This window comes from Micromonospora chokoriensis, assembly GCF_000718555.1.
GTDB lineage: Bacteria > Actinomycetota > Actinomycetes > Mycobacteriales > Micromonosporaceae > Micromonospora > Micromonospora chokoriensis_B.
This window is the reverse complement of sequence record NZ_JOAN01000029.1, coordinates 47,771-70,638: the sequence shown is the minus strand read 5'-3', so window position 1 is coordinate 70,638 and position 22,868 is coordinate 47,771. Positions and strand designations below refer to the sequence as shown.

Below are 22,868 nucleotides of genomic sequence, written 5' to 3'. Positions count from 1 at the left end.
ATTCAACGTCTTGGCGAGCGTGCGCCGGCCACCTCACGAGCCGACGGCCCGACCCTGTCTGGGCCGAGCCGCGGGCTCTTCGTCGCGCGGGCGGACTGCCCCGCCAGTCGGGTCAGGCGGCCCGGTTGCGGTTGTACAGGGCCTTGGCCCAGAGGAAGCAGGCCACGCTGATGACGGCGCACCAGGCGACCGCGATGATCCCGTTGGCGCCGATCCCGGTGCCGAGGAGCAGGCCGCGAAGGGTCTCCATGACGGGTGTGAAGGGCTGGTAGTCGGCGAACAACCGCACCGGGGTCGGCATGGAGTCGGTGGGGACGAAGCCGCTGCCGAGGAACGGCAGGAGGATCAGCGGCATAGGGAGGTTGCTCGCCGTCTCGACACTGTCGCTCACCAGGCCGAGGGCCACCGACAGCCAGGTGAGCGCAAAGGTGATCATGGCCAGGACGCCGCCCGCAGCGAGCCACTCGACCAGGTTGGCGGTGGGCCGGAACCCGACGAGCAGCGCCACGGCGGTGACGGCCGCGAGGCTGAGCATGGTCTGGATGAGGCTGCCCAGCACGTGGCCGGTGAGCACCGACGGTCGGAAGATCGCCATCGTCCGAAACCGGGCGATGATGCCCTCGGTCATGTCCATCGCGACCGAGATGGCGGTGCCCTGCGCCGCGCTGACCACCGTGATGAGCAGGATGCCGGGGGTGACGTAGTTGGCGTAGTCGGCGCGGTCGCCGGTCGGCCCGAGGCCGGCGCCGAGCGTGCCACCGAAGACGTAGACGAAGAGCAGCAGGACGATGACGGGGACGCCGATGAGCAGGAGGGTCATCGACGGGTACCGCCGCATGTGCAGGAGGTTACGCCGCAGCATGGTGCTCGAGTCGCGGACGGCGAAGGAGAGGGTGCTCATCGCGCGGGAGCCCTTTCGTGGTCGGGTCGGCCGGCCCGGGTGTCGGGCTGACCGGTGAGGGTGAGGAAGACGTCGTCGAGGTCGGGGGTGTGCACGGAGAGCCCTGCCACGCTGATCGAGGCGCGCTCGAGCTGGTCGAGCAGGGACCGCAGCGACCCGACCCCGCCGTCACTGGGCACCTGCAGGGTGAGCGCCGCGTCGTCCCGGGTTGCGGCCTCGAACGTCCCGGCCGCCAGGTCGAGCCCCTCCTGGTCGGCGAACTGCAGCACCACGTGGCCGCCCGGGATGAGCCGCTTGAGCTCGCGCGGGGTGCCCTCGGCGATCAGTCGGCCATGGTCGAGGAAGGCGATCCGGTCGGCGAGTTGGTCGGCCTCCTCCAGGTACTGCGTGGTGAGCAGGATGGTGACGCCCTCGGCGGCGAGCGCGCGGATGATGTGCCACATGGCCCGCCGGCTACGCGGGTCGAGGCCGGTGGTCGGCTCGTCGAGGAAGATGACGCGGGGCTCGCCGACCAGGGTCATCGCGAGGTCGAGTCGCCGGCGCATGCCGCCGGAGTACGTCGACACCGGCTTGCCCGCCGCCTCGGTCAGGTCGAACTGGTCGAGCAACTCGGCGATCCGCCGTCGGCCGGCCGCCCTGTCCAGATGGCACAGATCGGCCATCAGGTTCAGGTTCTCCCGGCCGGTCAGCAGGTTGTCGACGGCGGAGAACTGGCCGGTGACGCCGATCAGTCTGCGTACCGCGTCGGGGGCTCGGGTCAGGTCGTTGCCGAAGACGCGGGCACTGCCGCCGTCGGCGTTGATCAGGGTGGAGAGGATCTGCACCGTGGTGGTCTTGCCGGCGCCGTTGGGGCCGAGCAACGCGAAGATCGTGCCCTCGGTGATCATCAGGTCGATGCCGTCCAGCACGACCTTGTCCCCGTAGGACTTCCGCAGGCCGGTGGCGACGATCGCGGGGTTCGTGGAGCTGATCATGGTCTCCTCATTTGTGGTCGTCGTGCGGGTTGTCAGGCGCGGCGGATCGTGATGTCGCCGTAGGCGGTGTTCGCCCGAACCTCGGCCGTCTCGTCGGTCTGCGCCGGGCTGTCGGTCGACTCCAGCGCGTTGTGCACGCGGCCGTGCTTGGAACTGACGTCGAGCCAGGCGGCGGTCCCGCGACGGATGCCTACCTCGATCGCGCCGTAGGAGGTCTGCAGGTCGACCGACCCCCGGACGACCTCACCCAGCCGGAGGTTGCCGTAGGCGGTGCGGGCCGTCACCGAGGCCGTCGACGCGTCCACGGTGATGTCGCCGTAGGCCGTGTTGATCCGGGCGGCACCGCCGCTGCGGCCGATCCAGCAGTCGCCGGACGAATTCTTGATCTCTACGGTGCCGTCGACCGCGCCGAGGCGCACCTTGCCGGACGAGACCTTCACCCGGGCGGAACCCATGACCTTCTCCACGGCGACGTCGCCGTGACTGCTGTCGATGTCCAGCGGGCCGGTCTCGTCGAGCCGGATGCCACTCCCGGTCTTGATCAGGCACTCTCCGAGCCGGCCCTCGCCGCGGAACGCCGCCCAGGACGACTCGGCGTGCAGCCGCGACCCGGTCGGCACCTCGATCAGGACGTCGACCGACGGACCGGGACCGAACCCATAGCGGCGCCAGCTCTTCGGCACCCGGATCAGCAGTTTCCCCGCGGCGTACTCGACGGTGGTCTGCTCGGCGGCGCCCACGTCGGCCTTGCTCGACGGGTCGCGGGGCCGCACGGTCACCACCGTGTCGGTGCGGTCGCTCGCGGCGATCCAGGCATCGCCGACCGGCAGCTCCAGCTGGACAGAGATCGGCTCTGGTGTGTCGAAAATAGGCATGGTGGTCTCCCGAAAGGTGGTCGGCGAAGGTCACCGCTGGTCAGCGGCGTGGCGAAGAGAGGGGTACGGAGAGCTAGCGGGCCCAGCCGGTGAAGTGCTGGCCAGAGCGCAGCTCCGTCGGGCGGGGTGGACGACGCTCCGTCTCGCCCGCCCCGACGGCACCGGCGACGGCGCGCACCAGCCAGGCGTTGACCGAGAGCCCGGCGCGTCCAGCGGCCTCCTCGACGCTGGCCTTCAGGTGGTCGGGGAGCCGGAGATTGATCCGCGAGGTGCCGCCCTCGTCACCCTCGGGCGGGGGCACCGGCGTCGACAGCGTCGGCGGCGGGCCGCTGGCCTCGACCGACACCTCGACCGGCGGGCTGGCCGGCGTCACCACGAAGTCGGGCTCGCGCCCACGCAACCGCACGTGCACCGAACCCGGTGCGAGCTCACGGGTGATCTCGTCGGCCGCGTCGGAGAGCGCTTCGAGCAGCGTGAGACGGGTGGCCGACTCCAACTGCGCGAAGAGCCGTTCGGCCAGCACCCGGGCCTGCGGGTCCACGCCCTCCGCAGCTACGGCGAACTCGTTGCGCAGGTTCTCGACGTACGACCTCAGTTCCATGGCACCATCATGGCACCACTTTGGCTCAGGATGCAACAGTCATGGCTCAAGCTGATGCCACCACGCTGGTTTCCACCGCCGCTCACCGGCTCTCAGAGATCACCGAAAGCGTCCCGGACCAGGTGATTCGCATCCTCCTGGCGCAGTCCGGAGGCCACCAAAAGGTCGCTGACGGTGGTGCGGACCTGCGCCACCACGACGGCACCAGAGAAGCCGACACCGTCCCGGTAGGCGTCCCCGGCCGTCCGGACCGCCCGCAGCGCCTGCTCCCGTGCCCGATCCGGCTCGGTGCCGGCGGCGAACTGGCGCTGGAGCAGGCGGACGGCCTCGGCGAGATCGGCCACCGCCCTCGGCAGTGCCTCCGGCACCGGTTCGTCGTCCTCGATCAGCGTCACCGACCGCCGGATCAGGGTGCCGCTGTTGCGCATCGCCCGGTCGATCGGCTCCGCCGCCTGCGCGTAGCGGCCCACCGGCCCGTGCCGCTGATGCCAGTACACCGGGGACAGCGTGCTCGCCTCCCGGGCGCCCTGGGTCGCCTCGACGAACGCCTTCAACCGGCCCGCGCTCTGCCGCAGCTCACCCCGGGCGGTACGGGCCGCAGCGGCGTCGCGCTCGGTCAGCGCCTCGGCGGTGGCATCGAGCTGGGCCACGAGAAGATCCAATGCCGGCCGCGCGGCCCGGTTGAGCACCCGCAGCGGGTTCAGCGGCAGCAGCACTGCGGTGACCAGCAGTGCCACCCCTCCCCCGACGAGCGCGTCCACGAACCGGGGGATCTCCAGATCACGGACGGCCGGGCTGAGCGTGGCGATGAGCACCGCCGTGGCACCGGCCTGGATCACCACCGCCGCGCTGCCCGCGAGGAACAACGCGACGACGATCGCCAACACGACGATCAGGGCGAGCTGCCACCACCCGGTGCCGATGACCAGGAGCAGCAGGTCGCCGATCAACACCCCGACGGTGACACCGATGATCAGCTCGATGGTGCGACGCAACCGCTGACCGACGGACGCGGCGAGAGTCGAGACAGCGGAGATCGGCGCGAAGACCGGCTGCGACACGTGCAACAGCGAGTGCGCCACGAACCAGGACAGCGCCGCGGCCAGGCCAGCCTGTAGGGCGAGACCGCCGATGGTCCGTACCCGACGGATCCGTTCGCGCAACGTGGCCAGTACGCGGTCGAAGAGCCGGACGACGGTCGAAGGGCCCCCGTCCGCTCCGCGCCGACCGGCAGCGACCATGGCGGCACCTACCCCGCCACCACCGGATCAATCCTCGCCAGCCGGGGCCGGCCACGCTCAGCGTGCGGCAAGCGCCTTCTCGGCGTACGCCCAGAGCCGGTCGGCAGCGGCCGGGTCCAGCGCGTGGGCGGCGACCCCGCCGGTCGCATCGGGGCCACCCGGAACGACCTCCGCCTCCTGGTTGTCGTCGAAGTACCGGCCGCTGACGCCGTCGAGCAGGGGCGATCCGGCCAGCAGCACGGTGGTCGACGCGCCCTGGGCGGGCTTCTTGTAGTAGTCCGCCTCGATGAGGTTGCCCGCCTCGTCCATCGCGCCCATCGCCCGCATGGTGTCGTCGTCGATGTGCCGCTGAAGGTTGGTGAAGATGTACCCGGGGTTGAGGGCGTTCGCGGTGATCCCGTCCTTCGCCCATCGGCGGGTGATGCCGACCGCGAGCAGGACCTCCGCGGTCTTCGACTGGCCGTAGGCCGACCACGGGTCGTACGGGCGCCGCTCGAACTGTGGGTCGTCGAAGTCGAACGGTGCGGCCAGGTGTGCGCCGGAGCTGACCACCACTATCCGAGCCGACCTGGCGGCCCGCAGGTTGTCGTGCAGCCCACAGGCCAGCGCGAAGTGGCCGAGGTGGTTCGTCGCGAGCTGGAGCTCCCAGCCCTCGGCGGTCAGCTGGCGGGACGGGATCGCCATGACCCCGGCGTTGGCGACCAGCACGTCGAGCGGGCCCTGCCAGGCCGCGACGAAGGCGTCGACCGACGCCAGGTCGGCGAGATCGAGGGCGGACGACCGGACCACGCCTCGGGTTGCATCCGTGGCGAACTCCGCGATGAGCCCGTCGGCCGCTCGGGGATTCCGGGTCGCGATGGTGACCTCGGCGCCGGCCCCGGCCAGCGCGCGCACCGTCTCGACACCGATGCCGGAGGCACCCCCGGTGACGATCACCCGGCGGCCGGTTAGGTCGACACCATCGAGGATCTCGGCGGCGGTGGTGCGGGCGTTGAACGGGGTGATGAGGCGCGGCTTCGCTGTCATGAAGTCCAGGCTACGAACACACGACTCGGACTGCCTATAGCCTGAAGTCCTTCATACTTTCGTGAGCGTCCAGAAGAGGTGGGGTGATGGATCCGCTGGAGGACGTCCTGGCCTTACTCGGCGCGACGAGCCACGTCTCCGCCGGCCTGGTCGGGGGCGGGCGCTGGGCCGTCGGTTTCGACCCACCGGCCGGAGCCAAGTTCAACGCCGTCCGGCGCGGTCGATGCTCGCTGCGGGTCGAGGGCCACGCCGAGCCGATCAATCTCGGCGAGGGGGACTGCTTTCTGCTGACCCGCCCAGCGGCGTACACCCTCTTCAGCGACCCCGATGTGCCGGTCGAACCCGCGTACCCGATCTTCGCCGCCGCCGATGGCGTGGCGCACGTCGGCGACGGCGACGACGTGTTTCTCATCGGCGGCGCGTTCTCCCTGGGCGAACGGGCGCGCGGCCTCCTACTGGACAGCCTCCCGCCAGTCATCCACGTGCCCGCCGACACCCCGGAGGCCGACACCATCCAGTGGGCCCTCGGTGAGATCGACGCCGAGCTGCGACAGACACGGCTCGGCTCCAACCTCGTCGCCGAGCACCTGGCGCTCGTCCTGCTGATCCGGGTCCTGCGGCTGCATCTGTCGCGCGACACCCGGCTCACCTCCGGCTGGCTGGCCGGCCTCGCCGACCCGGTGGTCGCCCCCGCGCTCCGCGCGATGCACGCGCGACCGGCACATCCGTGGACGGTGGACGAGGTCGCCCGGGCGGCCGCCGTCTCCCGGTCGACACTGGCGGCCCGCTTCAAGAAGGTTGTCGGCGTGGGTCCCCTGGAATATCTGACCGGGTGGCGGATCGAACTCGCGGCGGACCGCATCCGGCGCGGTTCCGACACCGTCGCCACCATCGCCCAAGCCGTCGGCTACGGCTCGGAGAGCGCCCTCAGCGTGGCCTTCAAACGCGCCACCGGTCTGTCGCCCCGCGCCTACCGCACACAGCTGGCGAGATCCACCCAGTCCGACGCACGCGAACCGACGGCGACTGCCGGTCGGGTCCCGCCGGGGCGGTAGCGTCCCCGCCCACCGCGATTGAGGCCGTTCGGTTCGGGTAGACCGCGCTCTGCCGTCATCGCAGTCGTCGGCCCCGGCATTCGACGGCGGGGCTGGGCCGCGGGGCAAGGGCTGCGAGACGCCTCGGGGGGACGTCGGATGGATCAGCGCGGTTGAGCGGGCCGGACGACTCCGGCGACGTCGTGGAGCTACGGGTGCACGGAGTCTCCGGCGCGAGCGCCGCACAGGTGCTGGACCTGCAACAGACCGGGCAGGTCGCCGGCGATCGCAGTGGAGGGTTCTACCGGCCGCGCTGCCGGTGCTCGGACACCGGCGGGGTGCGCGGGGTGACGCTGGAGGCGTACCGCTGGGGTGACCTGCCCTCCGGGACCGTGGCCCGCACCCTGGCGGTGGTCTTCCTGCTCCCCTTCATGCTGGCCAACGTGGCGATCTGGATGCGGCCGGCGAATCCTGGCACCGAGGCGGTGGTCAAGTCCCTGTGCCGGGTGCTGGCGCTCACGCTCACCGTGCTGTACGTACTCGCCATCGCCGGTGTCGCCCTGGACCTCGTGGGCTGGAAGTGCCTGGCCTCGCCCGACTGCCTGGCCGGACGCAGCTGGTTGTCCTGGCTGGGTGGACGGCCGGTCGGTGCGCGGCTGGCGGTGCTCGCGCTGGTCCCAGCCGCCGCCACCGGCCTGATCTGGCGGATCAGCTGCCGCCCGGGGCGGACGTTCGAGGCGTTTCGCGCACCCGATCAGGGCAGCTCCACGTCTCGGCTCGGCACGGTCGGTCAGTGGGACGCGGAGCCTCTGGTGGGCCGGTTGCGCGCCATCCACGTCGCTGCCGCCTTCGCGACGCTTGACCTCGTTCTGCTCCTGGCCCGCGCCGCGAACAGCGCCTCGGCCGCCACGATCGCGCTGACCGCGATCACGGGGGTGATCCTGACGGGCTGCGTGGTGCTGCTCTGCACGCCGCCGCTGATCGACCGGGACGCCGGCAACAAGCGGCTCGACGGGGTGACCCGCACGCTCCGGACGGCGGCCATCATCCTGACCGTGGTCGTCGTGGCGCACGTGCTGACCAGCTCGCAGCCATGGCCGGAGGGGCACGGCCTACCCGGCTACGACACGACCCTGGCCGGCCTGTTCGTCGCCCAGACGACGCTGCTGGCCGCCCTCGGCGTGGTGCTGCTCTGCCACCGACGCGGAGAGCGGGGCGCCACCCCGCTGTTCGGGCTGGGCGCTCTCGTGGTCGCGGCCACCGGGATCAGCATGGCGGTGGCGTACTCCGCCGAGCTGGTCTACCGCGTGGCGGACTTCCTGGACCGCGACGTGCCGACCGGGGAGGGCATCGCCGCCGGCCCGCCCCGGGCCTACACCTGGGCGATCTACGGCTTCCTCCGCGCGCTGCTGGTCACCGTGATCGTCGCCGGCCTCGTCGTCCTGCTCTCCCGCCGAGGTCGGCGTCGGGCCGCGGCGGCGATCGTCGCGCGCGACTTTCCGAACCCGCCGGCCGAGGCCGAGCCCCGCCTGCGGCAGGTCCGCGACGCGATTGCCCGTGCCCGCTTCGCCGAGAAACTGGTGCCACTGGCCGTGCTCTACGGCTGTCTCGCCGGACTCGCCACGGCCACCACCACCGTCGGCCTGCTGGGGCAGTTCCCCGGCGACGTCATCGAGCGGAACGCGAGGTTGCCGGCGGAGGCGGTCACGTTCGGCATCGCGTTCGGCAGCTGGGTGATCGCGGCGGTCATCCTCGGGCTGATCGTCGCCGGCATCTTCGCGTACCGGACTGTGCCGTTCCGTCGACACATCGGCGTCCTCTGGGACCTCGGCACCTTCTGGCCCCGGGCCGCCCACCCGTTCGCGCCGCCCTGCTACTCCGAGCGGGCCGTGCCGGAGTTGGCCCGCCGGATCACGTACCTCGTCGAGCGTGGCGACGCCGTGCTGCTCACCGGGCACAGCCACGGCTCGGTCCTGCTCGCCGCCACGGTGCTCCAGTTGCCGCCGCAGGTCGGCGACCGCGTCGCCCTGCTCACCCACGGGTCACCGCTGCGCCGCCTCTACGCTCGGCTCTTCCCCGCCTACGTCGACGACGCCGTACTGCACGAGATCGGCCGTCGGGTGGGTTGGCGCTGGGTGAACCTGTGGCGCGACACCGACCCCATCGGCGGCTGGCTCTTCTCCCCGCGTCCGTCCCCCGCACCGGCCACCACCGGCGACCCGGTCGCCAGGGTGGATCGCCGACAGCGGGATCCACGCGACGTGGTGACGCCACCCGGTGACAGCGTCGCTCCACCCATCCACGGGCACTGGCCGGACGAGTCCGATGAGCCGTTCATCGAGGTCGTACGGGAGTTGGTGCAGCGCCTCGACGGGCGGACCGACCCGCCCGCAACGCCGAGGTAACGGGCCGGCTCACCTTCCCCGACTCGCCCGCGTACGCCAGTCGTCCAGGCTGGTGCCGGCGATGCGGGCCCCGTCGGCGGGGACGAGCGAGCGTTCGCCCAGCTTGGCGCCGAAGTACCGGGCGTCGGGGTCGGCCACCACCGAACGACGGTCCTGCTGGTCCGCGAGCAGGGATCGGCCCAGTTCGTCGAGGCGGAACTGCTCCGGGCCGGCGACCTCGACCACGGCGTTCATCGGCGCGCTGAGCACGACCTCAGCCACCGCGGCTGCCACGTCGTCCGCGGCCATCGGCTGGATGAGCACCGGCGCGAGGTGCACGGTGTCGCCGTCCGTGGCGGCGTCGATGATGCCCTGGAGGAACTCGAAGAACTGGGTGGCGTGCACCACCGAGTACGGCACCCCGGACGCGACGATGAGCTTCTCCTGGGCGACCTTCGCGCGCATGTATCCGCTGTCCGGGATCCGGTCGCACCCCACGATGGAGAGCGCCACGTAGTGGCGGACCCCGGCGTCCGAGGCGGCGGCGAGGAGCGTCCGGGTGGACGTCTCGAAGAATTCCAGCACGGCGGCGTCCTCGAACGACGGTGAGTTCGACACGTCGACGACGACCTCCGCGCCGGTGAGCGCATCGGCCACTCCCTCGCCGGTCAACGTGTTGACGCCGGTCTTCGGCGATGCCGGCACCGCCTCGTGGCCCTGGTCGCCGAGCCTCTTCACCAGCTTGGAGCCGATGAGGCCGCTGCCTCCGATGACGACGATCTTCATATCCCGAACCACGTCCTGTCTGCACTCGGTTGAATCGTGCTGCCAATCAGTAAGACGGAAAGCGTGCGCGGATGCAGGACAATCGGGCAGAGCAGTTCAACGGAGATCAGGAGGTCGACGTGGCCACCGTGTCCCACCCCGTCTTCGCCCGGGTGTACGAGCGGCTCAGCGTCGCCATGGACCGTGCCGGCACGGCCGCGTTCCGACGGGACCTGGTCGCCGGCCTGTCCGGCCGGGTGATCGAGATCGGTGCGGGCAACGGGCGAATGTTCTCCCACTATCCGCCGGGGGTGACCCACGTCCTCGCGGTCGAACCGGAGCGGCGTCTGCGCGCCGCTGCCGAGCGGGCCGCGTCAACCGCGCCGGTTCCAGTCACTGTCGTCGACGGTCTGGCCCAAGCGCTGCCCGCCGGGGACGGCGAGCTCGACGTGGCCGTGGTCGCGTTGGTGCTGTGTACCGTGCCCGATCAGGCGAGCGCGTTGGCCGAGATCAGCCGTGTGCTGCACGCTGGCGGCCAGGTGCGTTTCTTCGAGCACGTCGCCGCCGAGGAGGCCAGCGGTCTGCGCCGCGCCCAACGACTCGTCGACGCCACGCTCTGGCCGAAGCTGTTCGCCGGCTGCCACACCAACCGTGACACCGTCGCCGCCATCAGATCTGCGGGCTTCCAGCTGGACGAGCTGCGCCGGTTCCGGTTCCCGGCCACCAGCAACAGCCCCTCCTCGCCCTGCGTCCTGGGACGCGCGACCAAACCGGCCCGGACGGTTCAGCAGTAGGGCCGAAAGCCGCTCGGCTGCCCCGGCCGCGTGCGCTGCCAGGTCCCCGCGAAACCGTCAAACAAGAACGCGAAGCTCAGTCCAATTCACATAGACGAACTTTGCCTATTGTCTCGTTTTGGCCACATATGAACACCCGGCGTGATGTGGTAGTCACCGCGCTCATCGGCGCCATACAGGCCGTATCGCGCAGGACGCGGCTCGCGAGACGTCTCCTGCGAGTAGTACCCACGGAGGGTGTTCTGTGACAGCTAAACCCAAGTTTCGGCTCCGGCGGCGGGCGGTCCTGCCGGCGCTCGCGGCTGGCGCCGCCGCCACGGTGGCGGCCAGTCTGCTGCTCTTCAGCTCGACCGCCGCCAACGCGCAGGAAGCACCGGTCAATCTGGGGACGGCGGCTGACTTCTCCGTCCTGGCCGGGGCGGAGCCCACCAACACCGGCCCCAGCTTCCTGGCTCAAAGTCTCGGGCGATTCCCCGGAAACACCGCGGCCGGCTTCGGAACGGCGACCATCGGTGGCGAGGTGCACCTCGGCGACGCGGTCGCTCTGCAAGCGCAGAGCGACCTGACCATCGCCTTCAACGACGCCGCCGGCCGGACCCCGTTCACCAACCTCCCGGCGGAGTTGGGCGGCAACACGCTCAACGAAGGCGTCTACCGGATCGGCGCCGCCCAGCTGACCGGGGCGTTGACGCTCAACGGTCAGGGCGACCCATCGTCGGTGTTCATCTTCCAGGTCGACTCCTCGCTGACGACGGCGTCGAACAGCAGCGTCATCCTGACCAACGGGGCTTCGGCCTGCAACGTGTTCTGGAAGATCGGTAGCTCGGCGACGATCGGCACGGGCACCACCTTCGTGGGCACCATCATGGCCCAGGCAGCGATCACGCTGGCCACAGGCGCGACCCTCCAGGGCCGCGCGCTGGCCCGAACCGCCGCCGTCACCCTGGACACCAACGTCATCAGCGCACCGGTCTGCGCCGCGCCGAGCGGCCCGCCCGGACCGCACCCGGTAGCCCCGGAGCACCCGGTAGCCCCGGAGCACCCGGTAGCCCCGGAGCACCCGGTAGCCCCGGAGCACCCGGTAGCCCCGGAGCGCCTGGCGCACCCGGTAGCCCCGGCGCACCTGGCCCGTCCGGACCCGCTGGACCCGCTGGACCCGCTGGACCATCTGGACCCGCTGGACCATCTGGTCGACCCGGTGGACCGGGCGGCAAGCACCCCATCCTGCCGGTGACCGGTGGCGGTGTGGTTCCGGCGATGACCGGCGTCGGAAGCGCGATGGTCGTACTCGGCGCGGTCGCGTTCTTCCTCGCGCGGCGTCGACGCCTGGAGTCCTGATCGACGGCCCGGCCGGCGCACTGCCGGCCGGGCCATCCGACGTCGTCGGCCCGCTCCCCACGAGGGAGCGGGCCGACGTCGGGTACGCCCTCGACCGTCCGCCAGTCATCCGCCGCCCCGGGCCTTACCCGCGGGGCAGCCCGGTCAGCCAGACGTCCAGGTCCGCCGGGGAACGCAGTAACACCACGGGCGGCCCGGACGGGTCGGCCTGCCAGGCCCGCATCCGCCGCCGAGCCCGGCCGAACGCGCCAACATGCCACACCAGGATCGAGTCCGGGGAAAGCACACTGCTCAGCGACTCGCGGTTGCCGTTGCAGATCACCTCGCCCGTCGCGACCCGGCGGACGGTACGACGGAGCAACCGACCGAAGGAGCACCACCGTGGATAGTCCAGGCCGACGACCAGGTCGGCGCGGGCCAACGGGACGTCCCGCCAGCCGTGGTACGCCCCGTCGATGATCCAACGGTCCCGTCGACAGATCTCCTCGATCCGACTGCGCTGCTGCGCGACCGGCACCTCGACCCAGCCCGGCTGCCAGAGCAGATCGTCCACCGGATACCAGGGCAGCCCGAGATGCTCGGCCAACCGCGCCGAAAGGGTGGACTTGCCGGAGCCGTACACCCCGTAGACCAGGATGCGACGCGGTGCGCTCATCGCGGCAGCGTACGTCGCGAAGGAAAATCGGTTGTCGCGCGCGACGTGCTCGGCCAGAGTGACGTCCATGACGTACTGACGGACACCACCTGAGCTCCGCGCCCCCGGTGACGCCTCCCGGGGGTCGTGACGCCGTCCGTCCCTCGTCCTCAGCGTGAAGTGAGCCCCTCTTGTCCCAGCACCACCTCCCTCGGGAGACCCTGCCCTCGTCCACCCCGGCCACCGTCACGGTGTTCGCCTCCCCCGCGAGTTGGATCGAGTCCGACGCGCTCGCGCAGTGCCAGCAGGTCGCCGCCCTGCCCGGGATGCGGCACGTCGCCGCGATGCCGGACCTGCATCCCGGCAAGGGCGCGCCGATCGGCGCAGCCATGGCGTCGACAGTGCTCTACCCGTTCCTGGTGGGCTCCGATATCGGCTGCGGCATCGCGGTGTTTCCGATCCGGCTCAAGCGGGCCGTACCGGAACGCCTCGCCGCCCGGTTCCCCGACCTCGACCAGGCGCTCGACCCGGTACGGGATGCCGACGACCCCGCCTGGGCCGCTGTCGACGGCGACGTCCCGGCCGGTCACCTGGACGGCCTCGGAACCGTCGGCCGGGGCAACCACTTCGTGGAGCTGGCCCGCGTCGACACCATCTTCGACGTGGGTCACGCGAGCCGGCTCGGGATCGACGCGGGCGATCTCGTGCTCATCGTGCACAGCGGTTCCCGGGGTCTGGGCGAGCGGATCCTGCGGGCACACACCGAGGTCCACGGCGCCGGGGCAGCCCCCGACCCCGCCGCCTACCTCGCCATGCACGACGACGCCGTGCGCTGGGGGTCGCTCAACCGCCGGGTGCTGGCCGCTCGGGTCGCGCACGCGTTGGGGGCCGAGCCAGCCGCGCCGATCGTCGACCAGTGCCACAACCTGGTCGAGGTCCGGGACGGGGTCTACCTGCACCGCAAGGGCGCGGCACCGGGTGACGGCCGGGATGTCCTCATCGCCGGCACCCGGGGAACGGCGTCCTACCTGGTGGCCGCGCACGCCGGGCCGGACGCCAACCATTCCGTGGCGCATGGCGCTGGCCGCAAGATGTCGCGCGCCGACGCCCTGCGGCGGGGCCGGGCCAAGCACACGGTCGAGGAGTTGAGGCGTACCCCGGTGGGGTCGCTTGTGGTGTGCGGTGATCGTCAGCTGCTCTTCGAGGAGGCGCCCGGCGCGTACAAGCGCATCGAGCAGGTGATCGCCGACCTCTTCGAGCACCACCTGGCCACGCCTGTGGTCAGCACGACGCCCCTGGTCACCTACAAGACACCCGACCTCGGGTCCGCCGCACGACCGGACCGGCGGAACCAGCGCGGCAGGAGAGGCCGGTCGTGAGCGTGCTTCTGCTGCTGTCGGCCGGGCGTGGGCCGCAGGAGTGCGCCTGGGCCCTGAGTCAGCTGCTGCGCCGCCTGATCGACGAGGGCGCCCGCCGAGGTCTGACGATCGAGCAGGTTCAGTCGGTGCCCGGTGACCGCTCCGGCACCTACCGGTCGGTGCTCATCCGGATCTCTGGCGTCGACGCCGACGCGTTCGCCGCCTCGTGGACCGGGACGCTGTGCTGGCAGGCCCCCAGCCCGTACCGGCCGAGCACCGGCCGAAAGAACTGGTACGTCACCGCCCAGCCACCCCAACGCGACGCGCAGCCGACGACGTTCCGCGAGTCGGACGTCGACATCGTCGCCTGCCGCACCGGCGGTCCGGGTGGTCAGCACCGGAACAAGGCCAGCACGGCGGTACGCGCGACGCACCGCCCGTCGGGCATCGTCGTCGTGGTGGATGAGGAGCGGCAGCTCAGTCTCAACCGCGGGATCGCCCTGCGTCTGCTGCGCCAACGCGTCGAGCGCGGCGACGAGGCGGCCCAACGTGCCGTCACCACCGCCCGGTGGCGCATCCACGACGGGCTCGTTCGCGGCGATCCGGTGCGGGTGGAACGCCCAGCGCCCCGGCGGCCGGGAGGCTAGCGAGTCAGACTTCCAGCACCGCGTCCGCGAAGGCCTGCGGCGCCTCCTGCGGCAGGTTGTGCCCGACACCGCCCCCGACGGTCCGATGCTCGTACGGCCCGGCGAACTGCTTGCCGTAGACGGTGGGCTCCAGGTGCGGCGCACCGTTGGCGTCCCCCTCCAGGGAGATGCTGGGCACGGTGATCTTCGGCTTCGCGGCCAGACGCTCCTCGATCTCGGCGTACTGCGGCTCACCGTCGGCGAGGGCCAGCCGCCAGCGGTAGTTGTGGATGACGATGTCGACGTGGTCGGGGTTGTCGAACGCCGCCGCGCTGCGGTCGAACGTCGCGTCGTCGAACGTCCACTTGGGGGACGCGGTGTGCCAGATCAGCCTGGCGAAGTCGCGCCGGTTCTTGTCGTAGCCTTCCCGGCCACGCTCGGTGGCGAAGTAGTACTGGTACCACCACGCGAACTCCGCCTTCGGCGGCAACGGCACCGTGCCCGATTTCTGGCCGTCGATCAGGTAGCCGCTGACCGAGACCAACCCGCGGCAGCGCTCGGGCCACAGCGCCGCGACGACATCGGCCGTCCGCGCGCCCCAGTCGAACCCGGCGAGCTTCGCGGTGTCGATCTTCAAGGCGTCCATCAGGGCGATGAGGTCGAGCCCCATGGCCGCCGGCTCGCCGTTTCGCAAGGTGTCGTCGGAGAGGAACCGGGTCGTGCCGTAGCCCCGCAGGTACGGGACGACGACCCGGTGACCGGCGGCGGTGAGCAGCGGTACGACGTCGGCGAAGCTGTGGATGTCGTACGGCCACCCGTGCAGGAGGATCACCGCGTCCCCGGCGGGCGGCCCCGCGTCGACGTACCCGACGTTCAGCAGGCCGGCCTCGACCTGTCGCAGGTCAGTGAACCCGGCAGCGGCCCTCGCCATCGACTTCTCCCTGCGTCCGGACCCGCGCGGATGTGCTGATCACGCCTGAATCTAGCGACCTGTCAGAAGGCTGATCACCGTTCAGACAAGGACCGCTCGACGGATGCCGAACTGGGTAGGATGCCGCTCCCGCTGCTGGCGGTGGAGACCGATGGCGGTCAGGGCGGAGCCGTCGCCGGGTGGCCGTAGGGTGTTGGCATGGCTGAGCGACCTCTGACCCTGATGGCGGTGCACGCCCACCCCGACGACGAGGCGACGAGCACCGGCGGCGTCCTGGCCCGCTATGCCGCCGAGGGGGTCACGACCGTGCTGGTGACCTGCACCGACGGGCGATGTGGGGACGGCCCGGGTGGGGTCAAGCCGGGTGATGAGGGGCACGACCCGGCCGCCGTCGTGGCGATGCGCCAGGCCGAGTTGGAGGCCAGCTGCGCGACGCTGAACGTCACCCACCTGGAGACCCTCGGCTACGCCGACTCCGGGATGATGGGCTGGCCGACAAACGATCTGCCCGGCGCGTTCTGGACGACGCCGCTGGCGGAGGCGGCGGCCCGGCTCGCGGACCTGATCCGGCAGTACCAGCCGGACGTGATCGTCACGTACGACGAGAACGGTTTCTACGGCCACCCGGACCACATCCAGGCCCACCGGATCACGATGGCCGCCGTCGAGCAGACGGACGTCCCGGCGAAGGTCTACTGGACCACGGTGCCGCGTACGGCGTTCGCGGAGTTCGGCCGGATCATGAAGGAGCTCGGCGTCGAGTGGGCCGAGCCGGACGCGGCGGAGCCGCAGCTCGGCCTACCCGACGACGAGATCACCACCTGGGTCGACACCAGCAAGTACGGCGCGCAGAAGTTCGCCGCGCTGGCCACGCACGCCAGTCAGACCGAGAACATCTTCTTCCTGCAACTGGGCCAGGAGCGGTTCACCGAGCTGATGGGCATGGAGACCTTCCTCCGGGTCCGTGACCGGACCGGCGCGCCGACGCCCGAGGACGACCTCTTCGCCGGCCTGCGCTGACCGGTCCGGGCTAAGTGAATGACGAAAGCACAATGAGCAACAACGGCATGGCTCAGGCGCACGACGAGCTGCCGACCTGGGCGGGTGACTCTCATCAGAGTTTCCAAGAGTTCGCAAAGGAAACGAACGCTCCCGCTGAGGCGCTCACCGGCGACCCGATCGCGCTGGTGCCGTACCTGCGGGCATACCTGTCGGAGCTTCCGCTCAACGAGTTCACTCAGGACGACTGGGTCACCCTGCACACCGACCTCGCGTCGTTCCTCGCGGAGTTCATGATCACCAATCACGCGGCGAGTTGGGCCGTCCGGGAGGCACCAAACTCGCCCAGAGGCTTCCGTTACGTGCTCGCCGTCGACCGGCCCGTGGCCGGATCCGGCGTGGTCGACCCCTTCGAGGTCGTGGCCAGTGAACTCCGCTCGCCGCCCATCGAGGTCGCGCGCATGATCGCCACCGCGGAGTTGACCGCCGGCGTCACCCGTCGGTACGACCAGTAGCCCGACGGCTGGCGAGATTGCCGGCACCCGAAAGTTTCGATGGCAAGCCGATTGAGGCTCCGCAGGTCATACGACCAATTTCCGGAAATGTTGACGGTTGACGTCCCGACATCGACCGCCTTAACGTTTCGAGCAAGTTTCCGGTTACCGATTACCGACCCCCTGCTCCACCTGTCAGCACCGCACCCTGCGCTTCAAGATCGATAGTTGTCTATGAAAACGGAAGGGAACGCAGATGAAGCTGAGACAGTGGACGACCGTCGGCGTGGTCGCCGTCGCGACCATTGCGGCGTTGAACACGGTGCCGGCCACCGCGAGCCGGCCGTACGACCCCACGGCGCAGAGCCTCGCCACCCTCGGCCTACGCCACGGCCTGCACGTCGGCACCGCCGTGAGCATTGATGCCCTCAACGACGCCAGCGACCCGCAGTACCGCACGCTGGCGTCCTCCGAGTTTTCCTCGGTCACCGCGGAGAACGCGATGAAGTGGGAGAGCCTGGAGCCCACCCGCGGCACCTACAACTGGGCGCCGGCCGACCAGCTCGTCGACTTCGCCAAGCGCAACCGGCAGAGCGTGCGCGGCCACGTGCTGGTCTGGCACAACCAACTACCCGGCTGGCTGACCAGTGGCGTCGCCGACGGCTCCATCAGCAAGCAGGAGCTGCGCGAGCTGCTGCGCAAACACATCACCACCGTCGTCAAGCGCTACCAGGGCAAGATCTGGCAGTGGGACGTGGTCAACGAGGCGGTCAGCGACCCGTGGGACACCCCGTCGACCCTGCACTACAAGGGCTTCTGGGCGCAGAACCTCGGGCCCGGCTACATCGCCGACGCGTTCCGCTGGGCGCGGGCCGCCGACCCCAAGGCACTGCTCTTCTACAACGACTACAACATCGAGGCGTTCGGCTCCGGCAACCCGGCGGACGACAAGACCCAGTTCGTGTACGACATGACCAAGGGCCTGCGCGCCCAGGGCGTCCCGATCGACGGCGTCGGCTCCCAGGGCCACCTCGGCACCCAGTACGGCAACTTCGACACCCTCCAGGTGACCGCCGCGCTGAAGAAGTTCAGCGGGCTCGGCGTCGCGACCGCGTTCACCGAGGTCGACGTCCGCAGCCAGATGACAGCAGGCGTCCAGGCGGGCAACTCGGAGGAGATCAATCCCCGGCTCCAGGCGTCGGCCGCCAACTTCAGCGTGCTGATGAAGGCGTGCCTCGCCGTGCGGAGCTGCCTGTCGTACACGGTCTGGGGTTTCAGTGACAGGCATTCCTGGGTGCCGGGCTGGTTCGACGACCCGCCGGAGGGCCTGGCCACCATCTACGACGAGAACTACCAGCCCAAGCGCGCATACCAGGAGCTGAAGTCCGACCTGATCTTCGCAGGACCGCCGTACGTCCTGCCGCGCCTCGCGCCGAAGCCCCGCCGCTGACGCACCGGGCCGTGTGGAGTCTCGTAACGCTCCACACGGCCCGATCCGGACGCCATTGGGGTACTGGTGCCGGTTCTGCCGCTTTATTGATGGTGTTGGTGTCACTATGGCAGGCGTGGGAACTGCGAAAACTGCCATGCCTGCGATCTCGCCGCTGACCGGCGATCCCATCAAGCGGGCCGATGCCGAGCGGCTAGCGGGGGTGCTGAAGGCCTTCGCCGATCCGGCGCGACTCCGGCTGCTCAGCCTGATCCAGTCCGCGCCGGAAGGTGAGGCGTCGGTAAGTGACCTCACCTCGTCGCTCAACCTCTCCCAACCGACGGTGAGTCATCACCTTCGGATCCTCACCGAGGCCGGCCTGCTCGAACGCGACAAGCGCGGGGTCTGGGCGTACTACCGCCTGGTGCCCGCCGCGATCGCGCAGATCGCCGACCTGTTGACGCCGCCCCGGAAGCGGGCGACGAAGAAGGCCCGCTGACCGGGCGGGACACTGGCTCGTCACATCCGCTCAAGCGTTCGGATGCCGAGCAGGTGCAGCCCCTGCCGCAGGGTCCGGGCGGTCAGCTCGGCCAGCAGCAGCCGGCTCTCCCGCAGCTCGTCCGGGGCCCGCAACACCGGGCAGCGCTCGTAGAACGCGTTGAACGCGGTCGCGAGCCGGTGCAGGTAGCTGGCGAGTTGATGGAGTTCGAGACTCCGCTCCACCGCACCGACCACTGGGCCGAAGCCGAGCAGCTCGATCGTCAGTGCCCGCTCCACCGGCTGCGCGAACACGATTGGTGTGTCCGGCCGCGGTGCGGCCCCGGCCCGCCGCAGCACCGACCGAATCCGGGCGTACGCGTACTGGAGGTAAGGCGCGGTGTTGCCATCCAGCGCGAGCATCCGTTCCCAGTCCAGGACGTAGTCCTTGGTCCGGTCGACGGACAGGTCGGCGTACTTGATCGCGCCGATGCCCACCGCGCGGCCGATCTCGTCGGCGGCCTCGGCGTCCAGGTCCGGGTTTCTCCTGCGGGCCAGGTCGGTGGCGCGGGCGACCGCCTCCTCCAGGAGCCCGACCAGCTTCACCGACTCACCGGCCCGGCTGCGCAACATCCGCCCGTCGTCGCCGAGGATCGACCCGAAGCCCAGGTGCTCAGCCTGGGCCGGCGGGCTGAGCCAACCAGCCGCCTGGGCGACGGCGAACACCATCGCGAAGTGCTGCCGCTGCGGTAGGCCGACGACGTACAACAGCCGGGTCGCTCCCCACTCGCCGACGCGCTGCCGCAACGCGGCCAGGTCGGTGGCCGGGTAGCCGTACCCGCCGTCGCTCTTGCGCACGATCAGCGGCAACGGCTCGCCGTCCCGGCCGCTGAACCCGGGCGGGAAGACGCAGTCGGCACCACCGCTGGGCAGCAGCAGCCCCAACCGGCCCAGATCGTCGACGACGCCCGCGAGCAGGTCGTTGTAGGCGCTCTCGCCCCGAAAGTCGTCCCCGGACAACGTCACGTCGAGCAGGTCGTACACGGTCAGGAAGTACCGCTCGGACTGCGTCACCAGCAACCGCCACAACCGCCGGGTCCGCTCGTCGCCGCTCTGCAACGCGACCACCCGCAGCCGGGACCGTTCCCGGAACGCCTCGTCGGCGTCGAACTTCACCCGGGCCGCCCGGTAGAAGGAGTCCAGGTCTCCCATCGACAGATTCTGCGCGGCCTCGGCCTCACCGAGGTCGACCAGGTGCTCGATCAGCATGCCGAACGGTGTCCCCCAGTCACCCAGGTGGTTGACCCGCACCACCCGGTGCCCGAGCCAGTCCAGCAGCCGCACCGCCGCGTCGCCGATGACAGTGGAACGGAGATGCCCGACATGCATCTCCTTCGCCACGTTCGGCGCCGAATAGTCGACCACCACGGTCTGCGGGGTAACCGTCGACGGCACGCCGAGCCGGGCGTCGCCGGCCAGCCCGGCGACCAGGTCGGCCAGGGCCCGGTCGGCAACGGTCAGATTGATGAACCCCGGCCCGGAAACCTCCGCCGACACCCCGACGTCGTCGAGCACCGCGTGCGCCAGCACCGCGGTGGCGATGTCCCGCGGCGGGCGGCCGAGCCGCTGGGCCAGCGCCAGCGCCGCGTCGGATTGGAAGTCCGCGCGCCCAGACCGCCGCACGAGCGGGTCGACCGGGCCGCCGGCCACCGCCGCGAACGCCGGCGCCAGCCGGTCGGACAACAACTTTTCAAGATCCATGAGTACGCCGTTCTCGCTCGGACCCGCGCCGTCACGCGAGCCGTTTGCCAGGGGAGATACGGGCGGACCGAGGACGACCAGCAAACGACCGGCGGCTCGATCCGCCGGTCGCAGAAATCAGGTCAGCGCGGGCGGGCGACGGATCGCCGGCGTCGCTGTGCACCGACCGGGACGTCACACGACAGTCCGGTGCACTGAGCGATCACGCTGGTCATGCGGGGCAGCATAGCGGCCCGGCCGGTGCGACGACACGTCGATTCGCTTGCGGTGGCCCGGTCGACGTCTGCGGCGTGGTCGTTTCGGTCGACGCCGCGCAGGGAACTGCCCGAGGATAGACGAGGGGTGATGATGAGCCGATACACACCACGGCCGATGGCCCGTACGCGACGCGCACTCGCGCTGCTCGGCACCATCGCACTGGTCGCTGCCTGCACCGCTACCGAGGATCCGCCCGGCTCGGCCCCGGCGACCACCGCACCGACCACCACGTCGGTGTCAGCGCCCCCGACAGACCCACCATCGCCGAGCGCCACCGCCCAGGTGACCATCCCGACCTCAGCCTTCGTCGAGTTGCCCGCCGAGCTACGGAAGTCTCCGCGACGGACGACGCCCGTCGAGGAGGCGCTGCCGAAGCTGTGTGGCAACGAGTTCGGCACCGGCGGCCGGCAGGTCACCGCGAGCGCCGCGATGACCGTCACCTACCAGAAGGCCGGCGAGCCCTCCAGCAACGTGCCGCAGGGAATGATCCACCAGACCATCTTCACCTTCGACGGCGACGGCGCTTCGGATTACCTGGGCCGTCTCCGCACCGCAGTTCAGGCGTGCCCCTCGTACGACCAGTCCGGAAACCGCGTCACCGTCAAGAGCCAGGCCCTGCCCAGCGTCGGCGACGACACGCTGCTGCTGACCCGGACCTGGCCCGAGACAAGCCTGAACGGCGAGCGCACCGGCGGCACCGCGACCAGCCAGATCGCCGTGGCCCGCGTCGACACCGTGGTCACCGTCTTCGACGACCAGGGGTGGGAGGGCACCAGCGGCAACCCCGCCATCCTGGACCGGGTCGTGCGTGACGGCGTACGCGCCATCGACGCCTGGCGGCGCTAGCCCTCATACTTGTCGCCAAGGCGGAGCGCCATCAGCAGTAGTCAATGCGGGAGGTCCTCATGTCGGATGGTCCGGAGACGAAGGCGCCGTGGCTTCCGCCACGGTGGTTCATCCGACTGGCCTGGTCGGTGCACCGGGGCCTGTACCGAACCTCTGGCGGCCGGGTCGGGTTGTGGCGACCGCGCGAGAACCGCTGGGGCACGCTGCGGCTGACCACGATCGGGCGCCGCACCGGCCAGCAACGCGGCGTCATTCTCGCGTACTTCGAGGATGGTCCGAACCTGGTCGCCGTGGCGATGAACGGGTGGGGGGAGGGCCAGCCCGCCTGGTGGCTCAACCTCCAGGCTCGTCCCGACGCGTTCGTCGATCTGGTCGACGGGCGGCGGCAGGTCCACGGTCGTGCCGCCACCGACGACGAGCGATCGCGCCTGTGGCCACGCTGGCGCGAGGCCGACAAGAACTTCGACGCCCACGCGGCGCGACGATCGTCCGAGACCACAGTGGTGGTGCTGGAACCGGTCAACGGCTGAACGCGAGGTAGAGACCCAGGCCGAAGTTCACGACCAGGACGATCGCGCCGACGACGGCGAACCACCGCTGCCAGGTCGTCCAGCGGACCGTCCTCTGGGACTCGACGATGCCCGCCTCCTCGACCCGCACCGCCGCGATCTTCGCTCGCTCAGTGGTGTCCCGGCGGTCTGCGGCCACGTTGCTGCTGAGCAGGGTGACGTTGGCGCGTAGCTCCTCGGTGAGCGACCCGAGCGCCTGTGTCATCGAGTCGATCGAGCCATTGATCTTTCGCAGGTGCTCATCGTGCCCCAGTAGACGCTGCTCGATCCGGCCCGCGTCGACGCCACGGGCGTAGGCGGCCGCCTTCTCCCCGGTGTCTTCCGGGCTTGTCATTGTGAACCCGTTGGCCACGAGGACACGACTCCGATTCCGCACTCGGGCGGGATCACCGTGGCCGTCTGCTGGAAGGGGCGCCGCCGGGGCATGGTGCTCGTAAGACGCATCCGCCACCTCCTACTGACCCCGCACCACGCGGTCCAATGCATCAGTCGTACCACTCACAGACCCCGAACGCCACTGCTCGGATCTGACAAAACCGCAGGTCAGAGCCGT

The 22,868-nt window shown here is 70.5% G+C and carries 23 protein-coding genes; 12 read left to right on the top strand and 11 right to left on the bottom strand.

Annotated features, from left to right (window positions below):
- Nucleotides 1-112 precede the first annotated feature (112 nt).
- The 6 genes from IF46_RS0129350 to IF46_RS0129325 all read right to left on the bottom strand — a co-directional run bounded on the left by IF46_RS0129350 (nucleotide 113) and on the right by IF46_RS0129325 (nucleotide 5,618).
- On the bottom strand, nucleotides 113-901 hold the full coding sequence (locus IF46_RS0129350; protein WP_030491646.1) for an ABC transporter permease: 789 nt from the start codon (nucleotides 899-901) through the stop codon (nucleotides 113-115).
- Nucleotides 898-1,875, bottom strand: a complete 978-nt coding sequence (locus tag IF46_RS0129345) for a daunorubicin resistance protein DrrA family ABC transporter ATP-binding protein (protein ID WP_030491645.1) — start codon at nucleotides 1,873-1,875, stop codon at nucleotides 898-900. Before IF46_RS0129345 ends, IF46_RS0129350 begins: the two co-directional genes overlap by 4 nt.
- 32 nt (nucleotides 1,876-1,907) lie before the next feature.
- Nucleotides 1,908-2,750 (bottom strand): DUF4097 family beta strand repeat-containing protein, encoded by an 843-nt coding sequence (locus tag IF46_RS0129340; RefSeq protein WP_030491644.1) that lies wholly within the window; start codon nucleotides 2,748-2,750, stop codon nucleotides 1,908-1,910.
- A gap of 73 nt (nucleotides 2,751-2,823) precedes the next feature.
- Nucleotides 2,824-3,351 (bottom strand): histidine kinase, encoded by a 528-nt coding sequence (locus tag IF46_RS0129335; protein WP_030491643.1) that lies wholly within the window; start codon nucleotides 3,349-3,351, stop codon nucleotides 2,824-2,826.
- Nucleotides 3,352-3,443: 92 nt separating this feature from the next.
- Nucleotides 3,444-4,592 carry an FUSC family protein gene (locus tag IF46_RS0129330; protein WP_036393640.1) on the bottom strand — a complete coding sequence of 383 codons (1,149 nt, stop codon included), beginning with the start codon at nucleotides 4,590-4,592 and terminating at the stop codon, nucleotides 3,444-3,446.
- A gap of 57 nt (nucleotides 4,593-4,649) precedes the next feature.
- Nucleotides 4,650-5,618, bottom strand: coding sequence for an SDR family NAD(P)-dependent oxidoreductase (locus IF46_RS0129325; protein ID WP_030491641.1), 969 nt, complete (start codon nucleotides 5,616-5,618; stop codon nucleotides 4,650-4,652).
- A gap of 86 nt (nucleotides 5,619-5,704) precedes the next feature.
- On the opposite strand from IF46_RS0129325, the gene IF46_RS0129320 reads away from it, so the two are divergent.
- Nucleotides 5,705-6,673 carry an AraC family transcriptional regulator gene (locus IF46_RS0129320; RefSeq protein WP_051724254.1) on the top strand — a complete coding sequence of 323 codons (969 nt, stop codon included), beginning with the start codon at nucleotides 5,705-5,707 and terminating at the stop codon, nucleotides 6,671-6,673.
- 152 nt (nucleotides 6,674-6,825) lie between these two features.
- Nucleotides 6,826-9,057 carry a hypothetical protein gene (locus IF46_RS0129315; protein WP_030491639.1) on the top strand — a complete coding sequence of 744 codons (2,232 nt, stop codon included), beginning with the start codon at nucleotides 6,826-6,828 and terminating at the stop codon, nucleotides 9,055-9,057.
- Between the two features lie 9 nt (nucleotides 9,058-9,066).
- On the opposite strand, the gene IF46_RS0129310 is transcribed toward IF46_RS0129315, so the two are convergent.
- Nucleotides 9,067-9,822 (bottom strand): SDR family oxidoreductase, encoded by a 756-nt coding sequence (locus IF46_RS0129310; RefSeq protein ID WP_030491638.1) that lies wholly within the window; start codon nucleotides 9,820-9,822, stop codon nucleotides 9,067-9,069.
- 71 nt (nucleotides 9,823-9,893) lie between these two features.
- Here IF46_RS0129310 and IF46_RS0129305 point away from each other — a divergent pair, with 71 nt between their 5' ends.
- Nucleotides 9,894-10,595: a class I SAM-dependent methyltransferase gene (locus IF46_RS0129305; protein ID WP_051724253.1), complete on the top strand. Its 702-nt coding sequence runs from the start codon at nucleotides 9,894-9,896 to the stop codon at nucleotides 10,593-10,595.
- Between the two features lie 244 nt (nucleotides 10,596-10,839).
- Nucleotides 10,840-11,829 carry an ice-binding family protein gene (locus IF46_RS35575; RefSeq protein ID WP_051724252.1) on the top strand — a complete coding sequence of 330 codons (990 nt, stop codon included), beginning with the start codon at nucleotides 10,840-10,842 and terminating at the stop codon, nucleotides 11,827-11,829.
- A gap of 228 nt (nucleotides 11,830-12,057) precedes the next feature.
- On the opposite strand, the gene IF46_RS0129295 is transcribed toward IF46_RS35575, so the two are convergent.
- A complete protein-coding gene (locus tag IF46_RS0129295; RefSeq protein WP_030491636.1) occupies nucleotides 12,058-12,588 on the bottom strand; it encodes a hypothetical protein in 531 nt (176 codons plus the stop codon).
- 170 nt (nucleotides 12,589-12,758) lie between these two features.
- Here IF46_RS0129295 and IF46_RS0129290 point away from each other — a divergent pair, with 170 nt between their 5' ends.
- Both IF46_RS0129290 and prfH read left to right on the top strand, forming a co-directional pair.
- The gene (locus IF46_RS0129290; RefSeq protein WP_030491635.1) at nucleotides 12,759-13,946 is read left to right on the top strand and encodes an RNA ligase RtcB family protein; all 1,188 of its coding nucleotides are present in this window, start codon (nucleotides 12,759-12,761) and stop codon (nucleotides 13,944-13,946) included.
- Nucleotides 13,943-14,572: a peptide chain release factor H gene (gene prfH / locus IF46_RS0129285; protein WP_030491634.1), complete on the top strand. Its 630-nt coding sequence runs from the start codon at nucleotides 13,943-13,945 to the stop codon at nucleotides 14,570-14,572. Before IF46_RS0129290 ends, prfH begins: the two co-directional genes overlap by 4 nt.
- A 4-nt stretch (nucleotides 14,573-14,576) precedes the next feature.
- Here the strand turns inward: prfH and IF46_RS0129280 are convergent, their stop codons facing one another.
- Nucleotides 14,577-15,482, bottom strand: a complete 906-nt coding sequence (locus IF46_RS0129280; protein ID WP_030491633.1) for an alpha/beta fold hydrolase — start codon at nucleotides 15,480-15,482, stop codon at nucleotides 14,577-14,579.
- 198 nt (nucleotides 15,483-15,680) lie between these two features.
- Between IF46_RS0129280 and IF46_RS0129275 the strand changes: the two genes are divergently transcribed.
- From IF46_RS0129275 to IF46_RS0129260, 4 genes are all read left to right on the top strand, one after another.
- Nucleotides 15,681-16,502 carry a PIG-L family deacetylase gene (locus tag IF46_RS0129275; RefSeq protein WP_030491632.1) on the top strand — a complete coding sequence of 274 codons (822 nt, stop codon included), beginning with the start codon at nucleotides 15,681-15,683 and terminating at the stop codon, nucleotides 16,500-16,502.
- A gap of 32 nt (nucleotides 16,503-16,534) precedes the next feature.
- Nucleotides 16,535-16,996, top strand: a complete 462-nt coding sequence (locus tag IF46_RS0129270; protein WP_051724251.1) for a hypothetical protein — start codon at nucleotides 16,535-16,537, stop codon at nucleotides 16,994-16,996.
- Nucleotides 16,997-17,231: 235 nt separating this feature from the next.
- Entirely contained in the window at nucleotides 17,232-18,425 is a 1,194-nt protein-coding gene (locus IF46_RS0129265; protein ID WP_030491630.1) for an endo-1,4-beta-xylanase, read from the top strand.
- A 136-nt stretch (nucleotides 18,426-18,561) separates the two neighbouring features.
- Nucleotides 18,562-18,903 carry an ArsR/SmtB family transcription factor gene (locus tag IF46_RS0129260; RefSeq protein WP_030491629.1) on the top strand — a complete coding sequence of 114 codons (342 nt, stop codon included), beginning with the start codon at nucleotides 18,562-18,564 and terminating at the stop codon, nucleotides 18,901-18,903.
- A gap of 20 nt (nucleotides 18,904-18,923) precedes the next feature.
- Here the strand turns inward: IF46_RS0129260 and argS are convergent, their stop codons facing one another.
- The gene (gene argS, locus IF46_RS0129255; RefSeq protein ID WP_030491628.1) at nucleotides 18,924-20,642 is read right to left on the bottom strand and encodes an arginine--tRNA ligase; all 1,719 of its coding nucleotides are present in this window, start codon (nucleotides 20,640-20,642) and stop codon (nucleotides 18,924-18,926) included.
- A 372-nt stretch (nucleotides 20,643-21,014) separates the two neighbouring features.
- Here argS and IF46_RS0129250 point away from each other — a divergent pair, with 372 nt between their 5' ends.
- Both IF46_RS0129250 and IF46_RS0129245 read left to right on the top strand, forming a co-directional pair.
- The gene (locus tag IF46_RS0129250) at nucleotides 21,015-21,746 is read left to right on the top strand and encodes a hypothetical protein (RefSeq protein WP_051724250.1); all 732 of its coding nucleotides are present in this window, start codon (nucleotides 21,015-21,017) and stop codon (nucleotides 21,744-21,746) included.
- Between the two features lie 59 nt (nucleotides 21,747-21,805).
- Nucleotides 21,806-22,276, top strand: coding sequence for a nitroreductase/quinone reductase family protein (locus IF46_RS0129245; protein ID WP_030491626.1), 471 nt, complete (start codon nucleotides 21,806-21,808; stop codon nucleotides 22,274-22,276).
- Here the strand turns inward: IF46_RS0129245 and IF46_RS0129240 are convergent.
- Nucleotides 22,266-22,649, bottom strand: a complete 384-nt coding sequence (locus tag IF46_RS0129240; protein WP_157563628.1) for a hypothetical protein — start codon at nucleotides 22,647-22,649, stop codon at nucleotides 22,266-22,268. The genes IF46_RS0129245 and IF46_RS0129240 overlap by 11 nt on opposite strands.
- Nucleotides 22,650-22,868 lie beyond the last annotated feature (219 nt).

What these genes read in the sequence shown, in the direction of transcription:
- IF46_RS0129350 (WP_030491646.1), bottom strand. Translation starts at nt 901, where the DNA reads ATGAGCACCCTCTCCTTCGCCGTCCGCGACTCGAGCACCATGCTGCGG.
- IF46_RS0129345 (WP_030491645.1), bottom strand. Translation starts at nt 1,875, where the DNA reads ATGATCAGCTCCACGAACCCCGCGATCGTCGCCACCGGCCTGCGGAAG.
- IF46_RS0129340 (WP_030491644.1), bottom strand. Translation starts at nt 2,750, where the DNA reads ATGCCTATTTTCGACACACCAGAGCCGATCTCTGTCCAGCTGGAGCTG.
- IF46_RS0129335 (WP_030491643.1), bottom strand. Translation starts at nt 3,351, where the DNA reads ATGGAACTGAGGTCGTACGTCGAGAACCTGCGCAACGAGTTCGCCGTA.
- IF46_RS0129330 (WP_036393640.1), bottom strand. Translation starts at nt 4,592, where the DNA reads ATGGTCGCTGCCGGTCGGCGCGGAGCGGACGGGGGCCCTTCGACCGTC.
- IF46_RS0129325 (WP_030491641.1), bottom strand. Translation starts at nt 5,618, where the DNA reads ATGACAGCGAAGCCGCGCCTCATCACCCCGTTCAACGCCCGCACCACC.
- IF46_RS0129320 (WP_051724254.1), top strand. Translation starts at nt 5,705, where the DNA reads ATGGATCCGCTGGAGGACGTCCTGGCCTTACTCGGCGCGACGAGCCAC.
- IF46_RS0129310 (WP_030491638.1), bottom strand. Translation starts at nt 9,822, where the DNA reads ATGAAGATCGTCGTCATCGGAGGCAGCGGCCTCATCGGCTCCAAGCTG.
- IF46_RS0129305 (WP_051724253.1), top strand. Translation starts at nt 9,894, where the DNA reads ATGCAGGACAATCGGGCAGAGCAGTTCAACGGAGATCAGGAGGTCGAC.
- IF46_RS0129295 (WP_030491636.1), bottom strand. Translation starts at nt 12,588, where the DNA reads ATGAGCGCACCGCGTCGCATCCTGGTCTACGGGGTGTACGGCTCCGGC.
- IF46_RS0129280 (WP_030491633.1), bottom strand. Translation starts at nt 15,482, where the DNA reads ATGGCGAGGGCCGCTGCCGGGTTCACTGACCTGCGACAGGTCGAGGCC.
- IF46_RS0129275 (WP_030491632.1), top strand. Translation starts at nt 15,681, where the DNA reads ATGGCTGAGCGACCTCTGACCCTGATGGCGGTGCACGCCCACCCCGAC.
- IF46_RS0129270 (WP_051724251.1), top strand. Translation starts at nt 16,535, where the DNA reads ATGAGCAACAACGGCATGGCTCAGGCGCACGACGAGCTGCCGACCTGG.
- IF46_RS0129265 (WP_030491630.1), top strand. Translation starts at nt 17,232, where the DNA reads ATGAAGCTGAGACAGTGGACGACCGTCGGCGTGGTCGCCGTCGCGACC.
- IF46_RS0129260 (WP_030491629.1), top strand. Translation starts at nt 18,562, where the DNA reads ATGCCTGCGATCTCGCCGCTGACCGGCGATCCCATCAAGCGGGCCGAT.
- argS (WP_030491628.1), bottom strand. Translation starts at nt 20,642, where the DNA reads ATGGATCTTGAAAAGTTGTTGTCCGACCGGCTGGCGCCGGCGTTCGCG.
- IF46_RS0129250 (WP_051724250.1), top strand. Translation starts at nt 21,015, where the DNA reads ATGGCCCGTACGCGACGCGCACTCGCGCTGCTCGGCACCATCGCACTG.
- IF46_RS0129245 (WP_030491626.1), top strand. Translation starts at nt 21,806, where the DNA reads ATGTCGGATGGTCCGGAGACGAAGGCGCCGTGGCTTCCGCCACGGTGG.
- IF46_RS0129240 (WP_157563628.1), bottom strand. Translation starts at nt 22,649, where the DNA reads ATGACAAGCCCGGAAGACACCGGGGAGAAGGCGGCCGCCTACGCCCGT.